13 protein-coding genes are annotated in these 20,855 nt (G+C 44.7%); 6 read left to right on the forward strand and 7 right to left on the reverse strand.

From position 1 onward, the window contains the following. Positions 1-210: 210 nt before the first annotated feature. Together ACNURT_RS22900 and ACNURT_RS22905 are read right to left on the reverse strand one after the other, a co-directional pair. On the reverse strand, positions 211-3,030 hold the full coding sequence (locus ACNURT_RS22900) for a DNA gyrase/topoisomerase IV subunit A (RefSeq protein ID WP_419699636.1): 2,820 nt from the start codon (positions 3,028-3,030) through the stop codon (positions 211-213). Between the two features lie 521 nt (positions 3,031-3,551). Then, a complete protein-coding gene (locus ACNURT_RS22905; protein ID WP_419699637.1) occupies positions 3,552-4,751 on the reverse strand; it encodes a hypothetical protein in 1,200 nt (399 codons plus the stop codon). A 390-nt stretch (positions 4,752-5,141) separates the two neighbouring features. Between ACNURT_RS22905 and ACNURT_RS22910 the strand changes: the two genes are divergently transcribed. The 3 genes from ACNURT_RS22910 (at position 5,142) to nagB (ending at position 9,906) form a co-directional block, all read left to right on the forward strand. Next, positions 5,142-5,921: an SDR family NAD(P)-dependent oxidoreductase gene (locus ACNURT_RS22910; protein WP_419699638.1), complete on the forward strand. Its 780-nt coding sequence runs from the start codon at positions 5,142-5,144 to the stop codon at positions 5,919-5,921. Between the two features lie 604 nt (positions 5,922-6,525). Then, positions 6,526-7,332, forward strand: a complete 807-nt coding sequence (locus ACNURT_RS22915; protein WP_419699639.1) for a phytanoyl-CoA dioxygenase family protein — start codon at positions 6,526-6,528, stop codon at positions 7,330-7,332. Positions 7,333-7,983: 651 nt separating this feature from the next. Beyond that, positions 7,984-9,906 (forward strand): glucosamine-6-phosphate deaminase, encoded by a 1,923-nt coding sequence (gene nagB, locus ACNURT_RS22920; RefSeq protein WP_419699640.1) that lies wholly within the window; start codon positions 7,984-7,986, stop codon positions 9,904-9,906. A gap of 145 nt (positions 9,907-10,051) precedes the next feature. Here the strand turns inward: nagB and ftcD are convergent, their stop codons facing one another. From ftcD to ACNURT_RS22945, 5 genes are all read right to left on the reverse strand, one after another. Further along, positions 10,052-11,710 carry a glutamate formimidoyltransferase gene (ftcD, locus tag ACNURT_RS22925; RefSeq protein WP_419699641.1) on the reverse strand — a complete coding sequence of 553 codons (1,659 nt, stop codon included), beginning with the start codon at positions 11,708-11,710 and terminating at the stop codon, positions 10,052-10,054. 100 nt (positions 11,711-11,810) lie between these two features. Next, positions 11,811-13,031, reverse strand: coding sequence for an imidazolonepropionase (gene hutI / locus ACNURT_RS22930; protein ID WP_419699642.1), 1,221 nt, complete (start codon positions 13,029-13,031; stop codon positions 11,811-11,813). Positions 13,032-13,163: 132 nt separating this feature from the next. Beyond that, the gene (gene hutU / locus ACNURT_RS22935) at positions 13,164-14,837 is read right to left on the reverse strand and encodes a urocanate hydratase (protein WP_419699643.1); all 1,674 of its coding nucleotides are present in this window, start codon (positions 14,835-14,837) and stop codon (positions 13,164-13,166) included. Beyond that, positions 14,815-16,374 (reverse strand): histidine ammonia-lyase, encoded by a 1,560-nt coding sequence (hutH, locus tag ACNURT_RS22940; protein WP_419699644.1) that lies wholly within the window; start codon positions 16,372-16,374, stop codon positions 14,815-14,817. Before hutH ends, hutU begins: the two co-directional genes overlap by 23 nt. Next, the gene (locus ACNURT_RS22945; RefSeq protein ID WP_419699645.1) at positions 16,367-16,876 is read right to left on the reverse strand and encodes a MarR family winged helix-turn-helix transcriptional regulator; all 510 of its coding nucleotides are present in this window, start codon (positions 16,874-16,876) and stop codon (positions 16,367-16,369) included. The genes hutH and ACNURT_RS22945 overlap by 8 nt, the downstream gene beginning before the upstream one ends. A gap of 380 nt (positions 16,877-17,256) precedes the next feature. Between ACNURT_RS22945 and ACNURT_RS22950 the strand changes: the two genes are divergently transcribed. The 3 genes from ACNURT_RS22950 (at position 17,257) to ACNURT_RS22960 (ending at position 20,847) form a co-directional block, all read left to right on the forward strand. Next, positions 17,257-19,125, forward strand: coding sequence for a patatin-like phospholipase family protein (locus ACNURT_RS22950; protein ID WP_419699646.1), 1,869 nt, complete (start codon positions 17,257-17,259; stop codon positions 19,123-19,125). Positions 19,126-19,167: 42 nt separating this feature from the next. Then, entirely contained in the window at positions 19,168-20,013 is an 846-nt protein-coding gene (locus tag ACNURT_RS22955; protein ID WP_419699647.1) for a class I SAM-dependent methyltransferase, read from the forward strand. Between the two features lie 72 nt (positions 20,014-20,085). Further along, on the forward strand, positions 20,086-20,847 hold the full coding sequence (locus ACNURT_RS22960) for a hypothetical protein (protein WP_419699648.1): 762 nt from the start codon (positions 20,086-20,088) through the stop codon (positions 20,845-20,847). Positions 20,848-20,855: the final 8 nt, after the last annotated feature.

Genomic DNA, 20,855 nt, shown 5'->3' on the forward strand with positions numbered 1-20,855 from the left:
AGCGGAGAGAGGGGTGACGAGCGAAGCGATGTCGGGGTGAGTCGATACCGCGCCTTTGATTCTTCTCTCTGTCATATCATAGGCTATTACTCTCTCAAGAGGAAAATCGCACAGCCTCCCGCTTTTTTTGTCTTTCCAACACGTGTGGTCGTAAATGAGCACAAGCAACAAAGCCACCGGTATTTATTCTCGGTGGCTTTGCTATTTTATTTAAAAGAGTCCCAACTGCCCTTTATCATCCAACTGGATGTCATCGGGGTTTGTGATCTCAAAATCTACCTTTTTGTGTACTTCTTTGGGCTGGTCTTCGGGTGGTTCCGGTTCTTTGGCTTCAGGCTCTTTCGGTTCCTGTTTTGAAGCAGCAGGAGGTTTTGGTGGTATCTGCGCTCCCGCCTTAGGCTGCTCTGGTTCCGTTTTCTGTTCGGGCTCTTCATCCGATAACTGATCAACAGGCTCATCCGAACTTGTTTCTTCATCCAACCCGGTTTCCGGTTCTTCTGTATCAACAGGTTCATCCGCGCTTTCGCCATCGGCTATCAATTCAACAGATCTTACCGGGAATTGCGACAGGCGGTTACCCATGGCTTTCATGCCCTTTACATCTATCAGTTCGGCCAGGTTTACTTCAATGGTTTCGGGGGTTTGATCTTTTCCTTTCAGCTGTACCACGCTCACCAAAGGCGATTCCTTAGCTATCAATATCAGTTTTGATCCGGGTTCTTCGCTGATGATGCTCACCTGTTTGCCTAAAGCTATATGCTCAAACGAAAAACGCTTAACCATATAGTTCTTCGATTTGCCATCCAGGTGAATAACCGAATAAACTTTCTTAGGATCGTACTTTTCGATCAGGATCATCTTATCATCAAAATGATTATTCAGATCAAAGCTGGTCAATTCGTATACTCCGTTACTCAGTACATTCAATATACGGTCGTCGCCATCAAATTCGCCCAGGTACTTACCGCGGCTATCGGCATTCAGACGTTTCAGGATATCGTCATACCAGATCTTACGGCCCGCCAGTGTTGATACGCCTTTGCTTTTCAAGATGATCTTTTTAACCGGGTACTTGGTAATGATATTACCCATGGAGCCACGGCCTTTAATAGCCAGGGCAGCAAAATCCTCATCAAACTGCAGTTTTTTCAGTTTCGAATGAGGTTTTAACTGAACGTTCACCACCTCGGCCTCGCCATTAGGGTTAGCGCTAAAATATAATACTTTGGTACCCTTGGTACCTTTGGTGAGGTCGTACTCCTTATCGCGGGTTACACCCACCACCGAGAAACGTTTGATATAGCTGATACCGCTTGTACCATCCTTATAGATCATATTATAAACGGTGCGCTCGTCATTCTTTTTAAATACGGCAACGTGTATGATCTCTTTACCCACAAAAACTTTGTCCTGTACCTTGGTGATAATGCAACGCCCATCCGCCCGGAAAACAATGATCTCGTCAATGTCTGAGCAATCACCTACCAGTTCATCTTTTTTAAGACCGGAACCTATAAAACCATCCTCGCGGTTAACATATAATTTCACGTTAGCCAGTGCTACCTGGGCAGCTTCTACTTTATCAAAGGTGCGCAGTTCGGTTTTGCGTTCCCGATCCTTACCATATTTTTCTTTCAGTTTCTCGAACCAGGCAATGGTATAATCGGTGAGGTGTTTCAGATGATGTTTCACCTGTTTGATCTCGTTCTCGAGCGTTTTCATCAGCTCATCCGCTTTTTTAACGTCAAAGCGGGTGATGCTGCTCATGGGCTTGTCGATCAATTTCTTATAATCCTCAGGTAGTATCTCCCGGTAAAATTGCGGAAAAAAGGGTTCGAACAAACGGTTCAAGACCTCTAATACAGCTTCAAAATTGCCTGAGTTTTCATATTCGGGGTGTTTGTACATCCCCTCCTGTATAAATATTTTGAGTAAGGAGCTAAAGAAGATGCGCTCCATGAGCTCTTTCAGCTTGATCTCCAATTCCTGCTTCAACAGATCTTTGGTGAAGAAAGTGCTTTCACTAAGCATATCATTTACGCTCATGAACCGGGGCTTATCATCCTGGATAACGCAGGTATTGGGCGATATGGATACCTCGCAATCGGTAAAAGCATACAGCGCGTCGATAGTTACATCAGGCGAAATACCGGGTGCCAGATGAATCATGATCTCGACATGCTGAGCAGTATTATCTTCGATCTTTTTAATCTTGATCTTGCCTTTGTCATTGGCCGATATCACGCTATCGATCAAACTGCCTGTAGTGGTCGAGAATGGAATCTCGGTAATAGCCAGTGTTTTTTTATCGCGCTCTACAATTTTGGCACGCACACGGATCTTGCCGCCACGCTGCCCCTCGTTATATAAAGAAGCATCGGCCATACCACCTGTAGGGAAGTCGGGCAGCAGGTTAGGCCGCTCGCCTTTCAGTACGGCGATAGACGCGTCAATCAGTTCAATAAAATTGTGGGGTAATATTTTCGTAGCCAAGCCAACCGCTATACCTTCGGCACCCTGTGCCAGCAGCAAAGGGAATTTTACAGGTAGCGTAATAGGCTCTTTGTTACGCCCGTCATAGCTGGCCTGCCAAACGGTGGTATCGGCGTTAAAAACAACATCAAGCGCAAATTTAGATAAGCGCGCCTCAATATAACGCGGCGCCGCGGCCGAGTCGCCTGTTACCGGATCGCCCCAGTTACCCTGACAGTCGATCAGCAGGTTCTTTTGCCCTATCTGCACCATGGCATCGCCAATAGAGGCATCCCCGTGCGGGTGATACTTCATAGTATTACCTATTACGTTGGCAGCCTTGTTAAAACGTCCGTCGTCCATTTCCTTCAGCGAGTGCAGGATACGGCGCTGTACAGGTTTTAAGCCATCATTGATATGCGGAACAGCACGGTCGAGAATTACGTAAGAGGCATAATCCAGAAACCAGTTTTCGTATAACCCGTCGAGTGAGGTAACATTATGTAATTTTTGTTCATTGCCTGCGGGTATATCGTTTTGATTCAGATCTTCACTCATTATATGCTAAAAAACTTTTGGATGGGTAAAGATAAAAAATTATGCGCGGATGTGCCGAGACCGGATTTGCACAATTTGGATTTTGTTAACAATTGGGGATACTTACTTCCGCTTGTTTGAAAACCACAGGTTTGGGGAAGAAGCAAAAAAAGCGGGAGACAGTGCGATTCCCCTCTTGAGAGTAATAGCCCATGAAGGCGGAGTTTGAACTTACAAGGTTAAAAACAAGTCGCGTAGCCGACTCACCCGGTCTACGCTTCGCTGGACCACCCTCTCTGCGGCTTTGCCGCAAAGAGGGTAAAGAAAAAAGAAAGAAAACCCCTCTATGCGCGAAGCGGAGAGAGGGGTGACGAGCGCAGCGACGTCGGGGTGAGTCGATAGATGCTTGATTTTCGCTTTATACCTCAAGAGGGGGAGCTTGATCCATAACATAGCTCTTCCCAACGCCTGAGGTTGCAAAAGAGCGCAAGCTAAAATCAGATACTGAATACCATATTTGTTTTTCTTAATTCTTGACTGTCTTATTGAGCCAAATCATTACAAATAAATAAATTACAGCTACTATCCATATTCAGCACCTTGCCTTCCAGCACACTTTGCCCGGCACTGGCTGGGTTATTACCCCGCCCCAGCGGCCAGCTGCCGTTAGTATATAAAATACTAATCCCCGCTGTACTGGCCAGGCTCAATCCAAAATCGGTACAATTATTTTTGTTGAGGTTGTAGTTTTTTTGATCGAACTGTCTGATCACTTTAAGGATCCTTTTAAACCGACGCTCTGATATGAATTTGCCAACGGTCTCGTCCCAGTCATGCTGCTCATCATTTTTAAAAACAGAACCCGTTGTAGGGAATAATGGTGTGGCGGACAAAAAATGTTCTTTTTTTGGATAAAATCCGAACGACCGGGATACCGATGTAGAATCGGTATTATACTTAATAAGTGTTATAAAGGTATGCCCTACCTTACTTAACTTTACAAATATTCTCCGTTTACCAGATACGGGTTGTGATATATGGATCAACAGCGCATAGGCCGAAGCCTTTTTACCGTCATCAAAAGGGTCGATGATATTCGCCAGCTGCACCGGGGGCGATTTTATTTCCTTTCCGGGATGATTATAGTTACCAGAATCGGCATCCAGCATTTGTTCATCTGTTCTGTTAATAGCCAATAACCCGGCTACTGATGTGTTGTTCCGTAAATTTGCTTGTGTAAAAGTTGGTTTGCTATCTGAAATACGGGAACTATCCACAGCTACCGAATCTGTTAAATGAATAGCGGTATGTTCGTCATCTACCTGTAGCGTTTTAAAATAGCACTTCATCGCCAGGGGATACATCCGGAGCCGGGCAAATATGTTGGCCATGTGGTAATAAAACTTATGGCTGCGTTTTTTATCGCTGGTTACCGCTTTTACCTGATCGGCCTTTAGCAGCTTAGCAATGGGCCTGGCATCGTGTTTTTTACCATACACATCAAAACTGGCTACTTTTTGCAGATAGCTTTCTTCGTCAAAATCGGCAGCGCTCAGGGTATTATCGGCAGCAACATCGGGCTTTTTAAAGGCATTGGCCGCAATTACGCTGCTATGCACGCCACCAGAATCCACCCGTAACTGTGCATATCTAACTACAGGTGCATCCTGTGCATAAAGAGGTATTTGCAGTGATAGTAATATAATGGCACTATATGCTATCCATCGTAATAATGCTTTCATTTAATTGCGGTTTGGTTGAACAAAACGTATACTAAAACAAAAAGCCTTTCATAAAAACTGAAAGGCTCAACAACAAATATTGATCTGTATTATATGCTGCTGCCTTTACAATAACTTGGTGCTACAACACTTAACGTTGCATAAAGGGTTACTAATATAAGCGGCGTTTGTAATCATATAGATACAAACATACAAATAGTCTACAAATTTAGTAGTCATTTTGTAAAAGAAATTTGTACACTTGTTTAGCCTCACCCCAGCCCTCTCCAAAGGAGAGGAAGCTAAAAACAAGATGCAAAGCAAAGTCCTCTCCTTTGGAGAGGATCTAGGTGAGGCTTGATAAAAGAAATTTGTACACTTGTTTATCAATAGCATTTTAGGGCTTATTATATGAATACTTACGCTTTAATTACCGGGGCCAGCAAAGGCATAGGCCGGGCTTTAGCCTTACAACTGGCCAAAAAAGGTTACCCTGTTTTACTGGTGGCTCGTTCCAAAGATGAACTGCAGGCACTGGCCACCGAAATAATAACCACCTATCAGGTACAAGCCAGGTGGCTGGCTATCGACCTGTCTGACAGCCAGGCTTCGGAAAAAGTTGTTAACTGGTGTACCGATAATTCATACGCTGTATCTGTGTTGATCAATAATGCAGGTTATGGCCTCTGGGGTAGTTTTGAAAATGTGGATATCGAAGGGCAACTTAATGTAATCGGCTTAAATATTAATGCCCTGATAAAACTAACGCATGGGTTCATCCCTTTGTTAAAACAACAACCGAAAGCTTATATTTTAAATGTGGGCAGTACAGCAGCCTACCAGGCTGTACCTACGCTGGCCGTTTATTCGGCAACAAAAGCTTTTGTGTTATCATTTACCAGGGCTTTGCGATATGAGCTCAAAGGTTCTGTTATATCAGTAAGTTTGCTTAGTCCAGGTCCTACCGATACCGGTTTCTCCCATCGGGCGGGTCTGGATGCTTTTGCCGATCTGGCTGCTAAGTTTAATATGCAACCTGAGGAAGTTGCGGCGATAGGGTTAAAAGGCCTGTTTAATAAAAAAGCAGAAATTGTACCTGGTTTGCTGAACAAGCTTTCGGTAAGCGGAGCCCGGCTCCTGCCCAAGGCCCTTATTGAAAAAATAGGTGGAGATCTGTATAAGAGTAAGTAAACCACACAAGTATATTCCTCCGCTGTTCGAAGTCTCTGACTTCGGACGACTATGTCTGTAGTTTAAAACTACAGACATCTGGGTAGTCTGAAGACTACAAGCATAATGGTTCGAAGTCAGAGACTCCGAACAGCGCGGTGTATTTAAATCGTCGTGCGGTGTCGATTCACCCCGCCGACGCTTCGCTGGGCGACCCTCTCTACCGCTTTGCGGTAAAGAGGGTGGGAAATTCTTTTGTTTGATCCCTCTTTTCGCCGTAGGCGGAGAGGGATGTCGAGCGTGGCGATGACAGGGTGAGTCGATACCGCGTGGCACTTGAACGACACCCAATTACCTATTTCAAAAAATATTTTCATAATTATTTGTTTTTTCCGGATCACTTGTTACATTTGCATTGTCTATTAAATCTATAGACATTATATATTAAATAATTGACAACACAATATTCACATATAACCAACGCATGTAACATGCGAATGCCTTTCCCCAAGAAGGTAATGGTTTGTTGTTGTTGATCTTTTTCACCCCGCTGCATACTACAATACAATTACCTGCTATTAGATAGCCAGGGTTTCCACACATTTTTATTATTTATAATTTCAACATGAGTACTGTATATAAAAAATTCACTTTAGGCGATAAGCTTACCACCGAACAGCATCACTTTTTTAATGAGCATGGTTTTATTCATTTCAAAAATTTCATTAACCCCGAAACCGTGCAGCTTATCACCAGGGCATCTGAGCAGGTGCAGGAACAGTGGATAAAAAACGAGGTGGCCAAGGTGAACGGCGTACCTATAAAATATGGCAAGGATTTGAACGGGGATACCATTGTACAGCGTTTCGCTTTTATTAACCAGCATCATCCTGTATTTGCTGAGTTTATACAGGATCCCCGATTTAATACCTTACTTGATATTATCGGCCCCGACGCCAGGTTCGGCACCCATGAAAAAGACGGCATGGTATTGAATCATTATGTTAACAGCGAGCAAAGCAGCTTTAGCAAAATGGGCTGGCATACAGACGGTTTGCGCGATATTTTCCATGGGCAAAAGCTAAACCCCATGCTGAACGTGGGCATCCACCTCAGCACCCTGAAACCAGAAAACGGTGGCTTGAGGATCTTGCCGGGAACCCATAAACAGGGACTTTACCAGATGCTTTTTAAAAAGAAATATTTCCTGGATCATGATGCCGACGAGAACGAACTGGCCATTACACCTGAAGCCGGCGACCTCACCATTCACGACGGAAGGTTATGGCACCGGGTAGCGCAATCCTCTGTAGTTGGAGAGGCCAGCCGCCGCAGGGTGATCTATGTGCCAATCATTGCAGGTAAGTACGCACCGAAGGATGCTAACAGTCCTACCGTGTTTTATCAAAAATTTGCCGGCTTAGTTAAATAACCAGATGCTTATACTTTTATTATTCGGTTATTTAGCACGCACAGGTAAGCTTGCCCCGGCACAAAACGCGTTAATAAAATTAAAATATTATTATAAAGGCAGGCGAGCTGCTTTTGTACGCGTATTGAGTTAATGTGAAAAATCATAAATGAAAAATAATTACAATTTAATCTACTAAATACATAGATTTAATAGATTAAATATTATATTTGCAACAGAAAGTTTATAAATGGTGGTTCATTTAATATAGCAAAGCAGGCGCTGGTTCGGCAGCAAACGGATGGGTTCGACTCCCTCCCCTGCATCTCTCTTCTCTCATATTTATGTTTTATAATTGGTTAATTAGAGTTCCTGCCCATCAGGAGCTCTTTTTTATTTTACACCTGCAGACGATTATTTAATAATTTGATAAAATTAATTTTACTTATTAAAAAAATTTAAAAAGTGTTTGAAATTGAAAATTAGTTTTATTAAGTTTGTAACAATAATGTACAGCATGTTATTCAACGGAATTTACTTTAGCCTCATGTCGGTGAGGTTTAAAAGGTTTTGTTAATTGGTTTGATAAAAATCCTCGTTTCGGCGGGGGTTTTTTGTATAGTGACTTTTTTTTATTCATCATATAACTATAAAACAGGTTCTTAGAAAATTATGGCCCGATTAAATTTATTGGAAGAGACCCGGTACGAGAAGCTGCCGGTAAGCGTTTATGGAACCCAGCAACAAGCCTCGGTAGCGGTGGCTGCCCGCATTGCAGCGCTCATCCGCGACAAACAATCGCGCGGTGAAAAAGCCGTGCTCGGTTTGGCTACCGGTGTTACCCCCATCGGTGTGTATAATGAACTGGTTCGGCTGCACAAGGAGGAGGGGCTGTCTTTTCGTGACGTGATCACTTTCAATCTCGATGAGTATTATCCCATGAAACCTGACGCGGCCCAAAGCTATGTTACTTTCATGTATGAAAACCTTTTCAGCCATGTAGATATTGACAAAACCAATGTACATATCCCTGATGGTACTTTGGATAAAGATGATGTGGTGGCTTTTTGTTTAAATTATGAGCGCCAGATCGAAGAACTGGGTGGTCTGGATCTCCAGATCCTGGGTATCGGCCGTACCGGTCACATCGGTTTTAATGAACCCGGTTCTGCCCCTAACTCGGGTACCCGTTTAGTGACCCTGGATGATTTGACCCGCAGTGATGCCGCCCGTGATTTTGGCGGCAAGGCCAACGTGCCTACCAAAGCCATCACTATGGGTATCGGTACTATTTTTAAAGCCCGCGAAATTATCCTGATGGCCTGGAGCAAGAAAAAAGCGCCGATCATCAAAAAAGCCGTGGAAGGTGAAATGTCTGGCGAGGTGCCGGCTACCTACCTGCAATTGTCTGACCATGTAGAGTTTGTTTTGGATGAAGCCGCGGCTTCGGAACTCACCCGTTTTGATACCCCATGGCTGGTTAAAGATTGTTCATGGGAGGATAATATATTGAAGAAGAAAGCGGTGATCTGGCTGGCGGATACGATCGGTAAACCGGTATTGAAACTAACCGAGGAAGATTACAATAACCATGGCATGGCGCAGCTGGCCGTGGAACAGGGTCCGGTATACAACATCAACATTGATATTTTTAACCAGATCCAGCATACCATTACCGGCTGGCCGGGTGGCAAGCCGGATGCGGATGATTCACAGCGCCCGGAAAGAGCTTTGCCTGCCAAAAAGCGTTCGATCATTTTCTCACCCCACCCGGATGATGATGTGATCTCGATGGGGGGTACATTTATCCGTTTGGTAGATCAGGGGCATGATGTGCACGTGGCTTACCAAACCTCGGGTAATACCGCCGTTTGGGATGATGATGTGTTACGTTATATGGAGTTTGCCATTGATTTTACCAACAGTATCGGTGAAGATCCTGGTCACCTGAAAAAACTGTATGAAGAGATGCGGGCTTTCTTTCCGCAGAAACAGCCTAACCAGATCGATACCCAGGAGATCCGCAATGTAAAAGGCTTCATTCGCAAGACCGAAGCTATCTCGGGTGCCCGTTACGCGGGTTTGCCGGATGACCATATCCATTTTATGGCTTTGCCTTTTTACGAAACCGGCAAAACCAAGAAAAACGCCGTGGGTGAGGAAGATATCCTTTTAACTATCGATTTACTACAAAAAGTAAAACCACAGCAGATTTTTGCTGCCGGTGATTTTGCCGATCCGAATGGTACGCATTTGGTTTGTTTCAACATTATCCTGGCTGCTTTGTCGAGGTTAAAAGGTAAAGAGGCATGGGTGGATGATTGCTGGTTATGGATGTACCGCGGGGCATGGCACGAGTTTGAAACCTATGAAATTGAAATGGCCGTGCCGCTTTCTCCCCAGGAGGTGATCCGTAAGCGCAATGCCATTTTTAAACACCAATCCCAAAAGGACCGTCCTGTTTTCCCGGGTGATGATGCCCGTGAATTCTGGGTGAGGGCTGAGGACCGTACCCGTGATACCGCTCAGCGTTATGACCGCCTCGGACTCGCTGAGTATGAAGCCATGGAGGCGTTTGTGAGATACAGGTTCTAATTTTTTAGTCCATAGACGATGGACCATGGACTTTTTTCTCATAATTATTTCAAAAAAGCCGGTGCAAGCACCGGCTTTTTTATATAAAAACGTCATTGCGAGCGTTTTTTGCATGGTCTATGGATCATCGACTATGGACTTCCTCCTACAACCCTATCTTCCCGTTCACCAGCTCAATAACCTCTGCTTCGAGGGCAATAGCTTTCTGCTCAATATCATTGCCTTTTGCAATTATATCCGTCACAAAATCCTTATCCTTATAACCCGAGGCATTGATCTTTACGTTCATAAAAGCACCCAGAACGGCGGTGCGGGCACAAAGGGCCGCAACACCGCCATCAGTTACTGAATTGGGGTTACCTATCTCCACCATTGCCTTGATCACTTCCATGCTGTTCAATGCGGCCTGCATCACTTTGAATGGAATCTCAATAGCATATTTGGTAGCATCTTGTATGGCTTTATCCCTTGCCGCTTTTTCTTCGGGTGTCGATTTGGGTAAACCAAACGACTCCATAATGCGGTTAAACGCAGTGGTATCCAGATCAACCAGGCGGATCAGTTCATCTTTATAAGCCTGGGCTTTTTCGGCCCAGTTACTGAATTCTTCCCAACGATCATCCCAGCCTTTCTTATGCGAACTAAGATTAGCCACCATCCCCGCAAGCGAAGCTCCTAAAGAACCAACATAAGCAGAGATAGAACCACCACCCGGAGCAGGGCTTTCACTCGCCGTTTCATCTGCAAACTCCACCAGACTCATGCTCACCAGTTTGCTGGCAGCTTTATCTTTCAACAAGTATTCAATAATACGCTCCTCGGGAATAAAAGGCCCAAGCTCATCCAATCCCATTGATTTAATGGCGATCCGGATCAGTTCCTTTTCACTTACCCCAACCGACCGTTTTTGTTTCCGTAGAAAATATTTGCCAGCATCCAGCATGGCTTTCAGCGGGATCAATCCTACCAGTTCGCTGCCGGTAACCCGGATGCCACGTGTATTGGCTTTATCACAAACCTCATCGAAGGCCTTGTGTACGGGTGTTATTTCAATATTGGTGAGGTTCATAGAGATTTGAGCGATGCCATACTCCTCAATATACCAACCAATGGCTTTTACCGCTTTCAATGAGCCTGGAATATTTTGAGGTTTGCCATTCTCGTCGTTAATTGTACGACCAGCTTCGCGCACATCAAAAGCAATAGCGTTCGCTCTGCGGGTTGACGTAGTATTCAGGTTTACATTATAAGCCACCAGGAAATCTCGCGCCCCAATTACGGTAGCACCGCGTCTTACATCATTCTCTGCCGGACCAAAATCGGGCGCCCACTCCGGTAGCTTGATCTTCTTAAAAAAGCCCTCGTACTCTCCTGCCCTGATCACCGACAAATTGCTGCGGTTTTTATTGGGTTGTGCCTGCTCATATAAATAAACCGGGATCTGCAATTCCTCGCCCACACGTTTGGCCAGCTGGCGCGCATACTCCGCGGTTTCTTCCATACTGATATTGCTGATAGGTATCAGCGGACAAACATCAGTTGCCCCCATCCGCGGATGTTCGCCCTTTTGTTTGCTCATGTCAATCAACTCTCCGGCTTTTTTGATAGCAAGGAAAGCTGCCTGGATCACCTTTTCAGGCTCGCCCACAAAGGTTACCACAGTGCGGTTAGTGGCCTTGCCCGGATCAACATTCAACAGGCGCACACCTTCTACAGACTCTACTTCATTGGTAATCTGTTTTATAATATCAAGATTTACACCTTCGCTAAAATTCGGAACACATTCAATTAGTTTCTGGCTCATTGGTTTAGTATTTTATTTGTTCATTGGTTGATATCGTTCATTTGTTCACTCGTTCATTAGTGACCGATCGAAAATAAAATCAGCGAAATCATAAAAATCATTATAAATCAGCGGTCCATACCTTGCCCGGTTTCAATTTTCCCTGGTAATATAGAATATCGCGGTAATCATTACAAGGATAAGCCTGCATATCGGCCAGCTTATTTTTGGCTAAAGTCCCGCGGTCATTTAACTTCAATGCTGATGCAGCCCGGAAAGTTAAACCTGCAAAAACCTCGGCAGCACATAGCTTTTCAGCAGCACCCATCACGGCGGCCTGCATCAACAGATCACCCATCGGGGCCGAACCCGGGTTCCAGTCGCTGGCAATAGCCAGGCATGCTCCGGCATCCAGCAGTTTACGGGCAGGCGCATAAGCCATTCCTAACCCTAATGATGCACCGGGTAAAGTTACTGCTACGGTATCAGATTGAGCAAGCATATTTATTTCCTGTTCGGTACTGGCTTCCAGATGATCGGCTGAGGTCGCTCTTGCTTTAATGGCCACCTCACTGCCACCTGTAGTAAACTGGTCGGCATGAACGGTTACTTCAAAACCCATTTGCTTGGCTTTGGCCAGGTAGTTCAGCGCATCGCTGGTATTAAAAGCGCTTTCTTCAATAAATATATCCACCCGGTTGGTTAACCGTTGTTGTTTAATAGCTGGTAACAGATTTTGTAAAACATGGTTGAGGTATTCCGGATGTGTTCCATCAAAATCTTTGGGCAGCATATGAGCGGCTAAGCAAGTTGATATCAGGCTGGCCCGGGTTTTATCCGCCGCTGATTTGATGGCTCTTAATTGTTTTAATTCAGCATCGACACCTAAGCCGTAGCCACTCTTTACTTCGATGGTAGTAATTCCCTCAGCCAAATGCCGTTGTACCCGGTTTAACAGCAGATTAGTTAAAGTAGCTTCATCAGTTATCCGGGTTTGAGTAACAGAATCCCAAATACCGCCACCTGCTTTGGCTATTTCCAGGTAGGTTTTACCTGCTGTACGCAAAGCATAGTCTTTTGCACGGCTACCGGCAAAACAGATGTGGGTATGACAATCCACAAATCCAGGTAACAATATATGGTCACCTGTAATTTCCTCAATTTGCACCGATGGATTGCCCGATCTTAATTTTTCAAAATCATCAACTGCCACAATCAGGCCATCATCAACTAATACTCCTCCGTTTGGAATAATATGTAATTGCTCATCCTTCAAAGCACCTTTTAACGGCAAGCCTGTTAGTGGTAATATCTGCGTAAACGGACCTATTAGTATTTTCATTTTATTAAGCTAAAAGCTTAAGGCTAAAAGCCGAAAGCCAAGAATATCCATCACGCTGAAAGCTCAATGCTTAAAGCTGAAAGCCTGGAATAGAAATAGCTTTCGGCTTTAAGCTTTCTGCCTTCAGCTTATCTACCACACTTTCAATCCAAATTTATCCGCCCATTCCTGTGCTTTATCATAACCGGCATCGGCATGACGGAAAATACCCATCGCAGGGTCGTTATGCAATACGCGTTTCAGGCAGGTGGAAGCACGCTCGGTACCGTCAGCTAAAATAACCATACCAGCATGCTGCGAATAACCCATGCCAACGCCGCCGCCATGATGGAACGAGATCCAGGTTGCACCTCCTGATGCATTGGCCATCAGGTTAAGCAGTGGCCAGTCAGATACCGCGTCTGAACCATCTTTCATAGCTTCTGTTTCACGATTGGGTGATGCTACCGAGCCGCAATCCAAATGATCGCGACCAATCACTATAGGACCTTTTACCTTACCGGTTTTTACCAGCTCATTAAATAGCAAACCTGCTTTTTCCCTGTCGCCCATGCCCAGCCAGCAAATACGTGCCGGCAGGCCCTGGAAGGATATTTTTTCCTGAGCGTTTTTAAGCCATTTGATGAGCGGTTTATCTTCGGGGAACAACTCCATCAGCGCTCTATCTGTAGTAAAAATATCCTCTGGATCGCCCGATAAGGCTACCCATCTAAACGGCCCTTTACCCTCACAAAACAGCGGACGGATATAGGCCGGCGTGAATCCGGGGAAATTAAACGCGTCGGGTTCGCCGCCTTGTTTGGCAAACTCGCGCAGGTTATTACCATAATCAAATGTAACAGCACCCTTGTTCTGTAATTCCAGCATCAGGCTTACATGGCGGGCCATACTTTTCAATGATAGCCTCTTATATTCCACCGCATCATTTTTCCGCAATGTGGCCGCATCTGTCAACGATAATCCATTAGGGATATAGCCGTTCAACGGGTCATGCGCTGATGTTTGATCGGTTAAAATATCCGGAATAATATGGTCTTTTAGTAAATGCTCCAACATATCGCCGGCATCGCTTACTAAGCCTACCGAAAGCGTTTCTTTTTTGGCGATGGCTTCCTTTACCCAGGCTATTGCCTCATCATACGAGTGTGTAATCCTATCGATGTACTGTGTATCTACCCTTTTTTGAATGCGCGATGCATCAACATCGGCACCTAAAAAAACACCACCTGCCATAGTCGCGGCTAATGGCTGAGCCCCACCCATACCGCCTAAACCCGCACTTACGATCAGTTTGCCGGTCAGATCACCGTTAAAATGCTGGTTGCCGCACTCTACAAAAGTTTCATAGGTGCCTTGTAAAATACCTTGCGTACCTATATAGATCCAGCTACCTGCGGTCATCTGGCCATACATCATCAAGCCTTTGGCGCGCAATTCGTTAAAATGCTCCCAATTGGCCCAGGCAGGTACCAGGTTGCTATTGGCTATCAATACACGCGGCGCTTCGGGATGGCTGCGCACGATACCTACCGGCTTACCCGATTGGATCAGCAGTGAATGGTATTCATCCAACTCCAGCAGCAATTCAATAATCTTTCTCAATGATTCCGGGTTACGGGCCGCCTGACCAATGCCGCCGTAAACCACCAGTTCCTCTGGATTTTCGGCTACCTGGCCATCCAGGTTGTTGAGCAGCATCCGTAGTGGCGCTTCTGTTTGCCAGCTTTTGGCATGCAGCTGCATACCCCGCGGCGCTTTGTACACCGGGTGGTTGGCATAGGTTTTAATAAATTCCGAACTCGTCATGGCTGAGATTGATTTGGTGATGAATAGCTGTTTCGTTGGCAATTGCCAGCAAAGAGCCGTTAGTGATCAGTTGATGTAAGTTATGAATATCTGTAGCAAAAACACGGTCGTCCTGTATGTGGGGTACGTGCTGCCTTACCAGATCATGAATGGCCTCAATAACCGGGGTTGATTTTAATGGCCGTCTGAAATCAACCGCCTGCGCGGCATACAGCAGTTCAATAGCCTGTATATATTCCAGGTTATCAATTACGTGGTGCAGTTTGCGCCCGCTGATAGAGCCCATAGATACATGATCTTCCTGCCCCAGGGAGGTAGGTACACTATCGGCACTGGCCGGAAAACACAGGGTTTTATTTTCGGTGACCAGCGCCGCAGTGGTGTATTGAGGTATCATTAAACCGGAGTTTAAACCGGCATCCTGTGTAAGCAGCTTGGGCAAACCATAACGACCTTCGCTCATAAGGTAACAGCGGCGATCGGCAATATTACCCAGTTCGGCGGCGGCAACGGTGGCATAATCCAGCGGTAAAGCCAATGGCTGTCCGTGGAAGTTACCACCGCTAATGGTATCATCGGCATTAAAAACTACCGGGTTATCGGTTACCGAATTGAGCTCGATCTCAGTCAATTCTTTCAGATGCAGCCAGGCATTCCGCGATGCACCGTGTACTTGCGGCATACACCTTAAGGAATATGGATCCTGCACCCTGTCGCAATTCATATGCGATGAATTGATCTCTGAACCGGTTAATAAGGTAAATAACCTGTCGGCCACCATTTTTGTACCTTTAAAAGGGCGGATGGCATGCAGGCGGGCATCAAATGGTCTTGCCGAACCCATGAGTCCTTCTAATGATAAAGCACCGATCAGATCAGCACGGTTTAGGGCATCATCCAGGCGCTGCACAGCTTTTACCGCAAATGCCAGTATAAATTGTGTGCCGTTGATAAGTGCAAGGCCTTCTTTGGGACCTAATACCAATGGCTGCAGATTATGTTTTATTAGTGATTGCCCGGCAGGCATACGTTCGTTATTTTCATACAGTTCGCCTAAACCAATCAGGGGTAAAAACAGATGTGACAATGGTGCCAGATCGCCAGAGGCGCCAACTGATCCCTTTTCAGGAACTACCGGGATAATATCATGATCAATATGCCAGATAATGCGCTGCAATGTTTCGGGGGCAACTCCCGAATAGCCCTGCGCCAATGCCTGTACTTTGGTGATCAGCATCAGCTTAGCAATTTCCTTTGGGATAGGCTTGCCCACACCTACGCTGTGGCTTTTCAGAATATTACTTTGCAGTAAACTCGTATCAGCTTCAGATATGCGGGTATCACAAAGCGGACCAAAACCGGTATTGATACCGTAAACGGGATGTTGGGCGTGTACAATTTTTTCAACCTCGCGCCATGAAGCACGAATGGCCTTGTCGGCATCAGCGTTAATAATGCCTTTGGTTTTACCAGCGGCTATATCCAGGCAAATGCCTATAGTTAAATGATCGGTACCATAATTAAATATACTATTCATGGTGGGTTGGTTTTAGATCGGTAATTAATTTCTGACTGATGACTTCGGCCAGGTTAGCCTGGCGAAAAGCGGTTTCCAATCCGGTTATAGCCGGTAGTAATTGTTTGGCCATCTCATCGCTTTCCACCAGTTCGGTCATAGCGGCACTGATCGCATCCCACATGGGTAATATCTGTGTTAATAGCTCACGCCCGCTATCCGTCAGTGTTACCAGTTGCCTGCGGCCATCATCGGTACAGGTAGCGGATGTAACTAATTTGCGGGTTTTTAAATTGGAGATAAGCTGACTGGCTGCCGGATGGGAAACCTCGATCTGCTCGCTCAATTCTTTGATGGACAGCGCTTCGTTTTTGGATAACAGATAAAAAACAGGGAACCAGCTGGCATCAAAATCAATACCTTCATTTTGATAGGCACGGTTAATTTCGGCCAGAAAAGCTTCGCTCAGGCGGCGTAAACGGCTGCCTAAAACCAGGTAGCCCAGGCTTTGATATAAATTCATTGTGCAATTTATATAAGTGCTTATATAATTGCAAATTTATTTTAATGGCCTTACACTGCCCTCTCCAATGAAGAATAATACCCATGAAAAGGCATAATGAAAGAAAAACACGAAAAAAGGGGCTGTCACCCTGAGCTTCGTCGAAGGGTCGAGCGCCATGCTTCGACGGGGCAGCATGACACCCTTTTTGGATAGCAGCCTCTTCATGGACTATTACTCTCCAAATGGGGTTAAAAACAATATGCAACGCAAAGCCCTTTCCTTTGGAGAGGGCCGGGCTGAGGCTTTTATACGTGATATTCCCCTTTAAATAAGGTATTTTTACGTATACCGGAATGTGTTTTATTACCTAATTTTATTGTCACTAAACCCAACATTTTATGGCAAACACCATGCCCGATACATTAGCGGAGAACAAACGTGAAGTTGATTATATTAAGCCTTTTGAAAATATAGCGCTGGCATTCTCTGGCGGCGGCTTCCGCGCGGCTTCGTTTGCATTGGGTGTATTATCATACCTGAATAAAGTAACCTTTGACGATGATACCGATGGACTTTTCGGCCAAACACTTTTACAGCAGGTTCGCTATCTGTCATCTGCTTCGGGCGGCACTATTACTACTACCTTGTATGCATTATACAACGCACAGGGTAAAACCTTTGGGCAATTTTATACCAAATTATCTGCCGGGCTTAACGGCGACGATCTGCTAAGGCAATCATTAGAAATATTGTCAGATAAAAAGCACTGGAAAAACAGACCGCAAAAAACCCGTAACATTATCAATTCCTTCGCGCTTGCATACGACCAATATTTATTTGACGGCCTAACGCTGGAGTCGCTTTGCCGTGGCGTATCGCCTACAGCCCATCTCCAGGAGGTTTGTTTTAATACCACCGAATTTTATACCGGCCAATCATTCCGGCAAAACATCAAGCTTGTCCCGGACAAGGGTAAAGATGAGCAATTTAGATATGGCAACGAGGTTATTTATGTGGATAGCGCTGTTGCCGGTAAAATAAAACTGGGCGATGTACTGGCCGCGTCATCCTGTTTCCCGGCCGGATTTGAGCCCATCATCTACCCTAACGATTTTACGCACCAGCATTTAAACATTCACGAACTAAAAAACGCGCTATCCCTGGTACCGCAAACCGGCGACAAAGAAGAAGCCGAATTTATAGAGCATAAACAGTTTGGCCTCATGGACGGCGGTATTACCGATAACCAGGGTTTGCAAAGCATGATGGAAGCGGATGGCCGGCGGCTCGACAAAAAAACCAGTTTCCCTTATTTCGAATTGATGCTGGTGAATGACGTGGGCAGCCATTACATACACCCTTATGTATTACCTAAAATAAGTAAAGGTTATGAACTGAATCTTTGGGGTGTATTTTATATTACCGCTGCTATTTTACTTGCCGCCCTAACGGGGGTTTGGTATGGGATAAGCCACCACAGCACGCCATGGATAATTGCCAGCGCTTTATTTATACCTATTCCCTTTATATGGGTATCCGGTGTATTATATGTAAGGCATCAGTTGTTCAGCGTATCAAAAGCATCCGCAGGGATGAATTTAAAACGCAACTTTACCGAGCAGATCATCCACATACTGGTCAGTTATTTTTCCAAAACATCTATCAGCCTCCTCATACATATGCTCAATACCCGGGCCCAATCTGTGTTGATGCTCAATACCAGCATATTTTTAAAGCGCATCAGACAGTTGCTTTATGACAAATTTTATGGCAGCACCCAGTGGAACAACCGCGGTAAGGGTAATCACCTTTATGATCTCTCATTCTCCAATGATATTAACCGAGGCCAGGGTAACCATCAGTATATGATCACACCGGGCGCCCTTAATCCCAGTGCTGATATGCAGATAGTAGCTCAAACCGCTTACAATATGGGGACCACACTATGGTTCGATAAAAAATCGGCCGAGCAGCAACATACAGAGGCCTGCCTGATAGCCTGCGGCCAGTTTACTACCTGCTATAATTTGATAGAATATATTGACAGGCTGCTGGATAAAAGTACGGGTACCCCATATGATAACGAATACGAAAACCGACTGTTAAAACTCAAAGCCCAGATGACCGCGGATTATGAACACTTTAAAACCGATCCGTTTTTCCTGTACAATACTTCGGGAACCGGTTATAAAATACCCGATTTTAAACCCATCAAAATGATCGATATCCCCTTCCCAAAAAATTGGAAGGAGAAGAGGAAACCATAAATACGGGCATACAAATTTTCCTTAAAACACAAAAGAAAACAGATGGAAAAACAATTTGAACAAATCCGCGAACAGCAAAAAGAGTCATGGAATAAATTTTCATCAGGCTGGAAAAAATGGAATGATCTTACGATGGATTTTTTAAAGCCCGTGGGTGATGAAATTATCCGATCGATCGATCCTAAAAACGGCCAGATAATTCTGGATGTGGCAGGAGGAACCGGAGAACCGGGATTAACTATTGCAGGTATGCTGAATGGTGGAAAAGTGATCATCACGGATCTGTCTCAGGATATGCTGGAAATAGCCCGCGAAAATGCTGACCAAAAAGGTATTAAAAATGTTGAATTTAAGGCTTGTGATGTTTGCGAACTTCCTTTTGCCGATGATACATTTGATGCTATAAGTTGCCGGTTTGGGTTTATGTTTTTTCCTGATATGTTATTGGCAGCTAAAGAAATGTTTCGGGTGCTCAAACCTGGCGGAAAAATTGCCGTTTCGGTTTGGAATGTTCCAGAGAAGAATTTCTGGATTACTGCCACTATGGGCACCATTAATAAAAACATGGAACTACCTGCCCCTCCACCCGGCGCACCAGGTATGTTTCGCTGTGCCAAGGATGGTCTTATTGCCGACCTGTTTTCCCAGGCAGGGTTAAAAAACATTACGCAAGAAGAGATTGCCGGAAAGCTTAATTGCTATACAACCGATACCTACTGGATCATGATGACCGAAATAGCCGCTCCAGTTGTTGCCGCATTAAGCAAAGCTGATGAGGCAACAAAAGAAAAAATAAAAAGAGAGGTTTATCTTGCTGTAGATCAAAAATATCCCGAAGGAGATGTGATAATCGATTCAAGTGCACTGGTAATTTACGGTGAAAAATAATATAAGAAATGATTGTAATTGGGTCAAATTTTAATAAGTCAATTATTTTAACTTTCATTAAATCCTGCTCTTATGCCAACAGCTGAAACAAAAGATGTGGACAACCGTACCGGGCAAACCGGAAAGCCACTTTTTTCAAGTACCGTAACCGCCTGGATAGGAGTTATTACTTCAATAATCACTATTATACTTACCATTTACACTACTTCAAACAAAGTTCGCTTAGATCAGTTGGAGACCGACTTTAAAGACCGCTCCACAAAAGTGGAAGAATCAAAAGAACGGGTTGAGCGTTATAAATGGGTTTATAGCCTTTATAACGATTTAAATGATGTTGATAAACGAAAAAAGAACTTCACTGTTGGTTTAATAACCCTCGCGCTAACCGATGCGGAGTCAAAAAAGCTGTTTTCGGCCCTCCAAACCTCTGGTGATACTTTATTGCAGAGCGTGGGTCAAAGCGGGCTAAAAGCTTTAAAAGCGATAGGTAACGAAGAGATAACCGCCCTGGTATCCAAGATCGATACTTCAAGCGCTGCAGACCGGATAAAAGCTGTTGGCGAACTGGAAAACAAGTATGCCTCATCTTCACCTGCCATAACTATGGTACTAAACCTATACAACCCGGATAATATAACAACACTTTCGCCCGATGGTATTATTAACGGACTGTACTATTTAAACCGAACTAATGTGAAAGTTTGGAATAAGCAGCAAATTAAACAGGGGCAGGATGCTGCTGTTAGAATTGCAGCTTTAAATCCCGGCAAAAACACCAGTAAGGAACTTGTCAATTTCAAATCGTTATTAACACTTGCCGCAACAGGGCAATAAGATAAGCA

Origin of the sequence: Mucilaginibacter sp. NFX135, assembly GCF_048565145.1 — a bacterium.
Taxonomy (GTDB): Bacteria; Bacteroidota; Bacteroidia; order Sphingobacteriales; family Sphingobacteriaceae; genus Mucilaginibacter.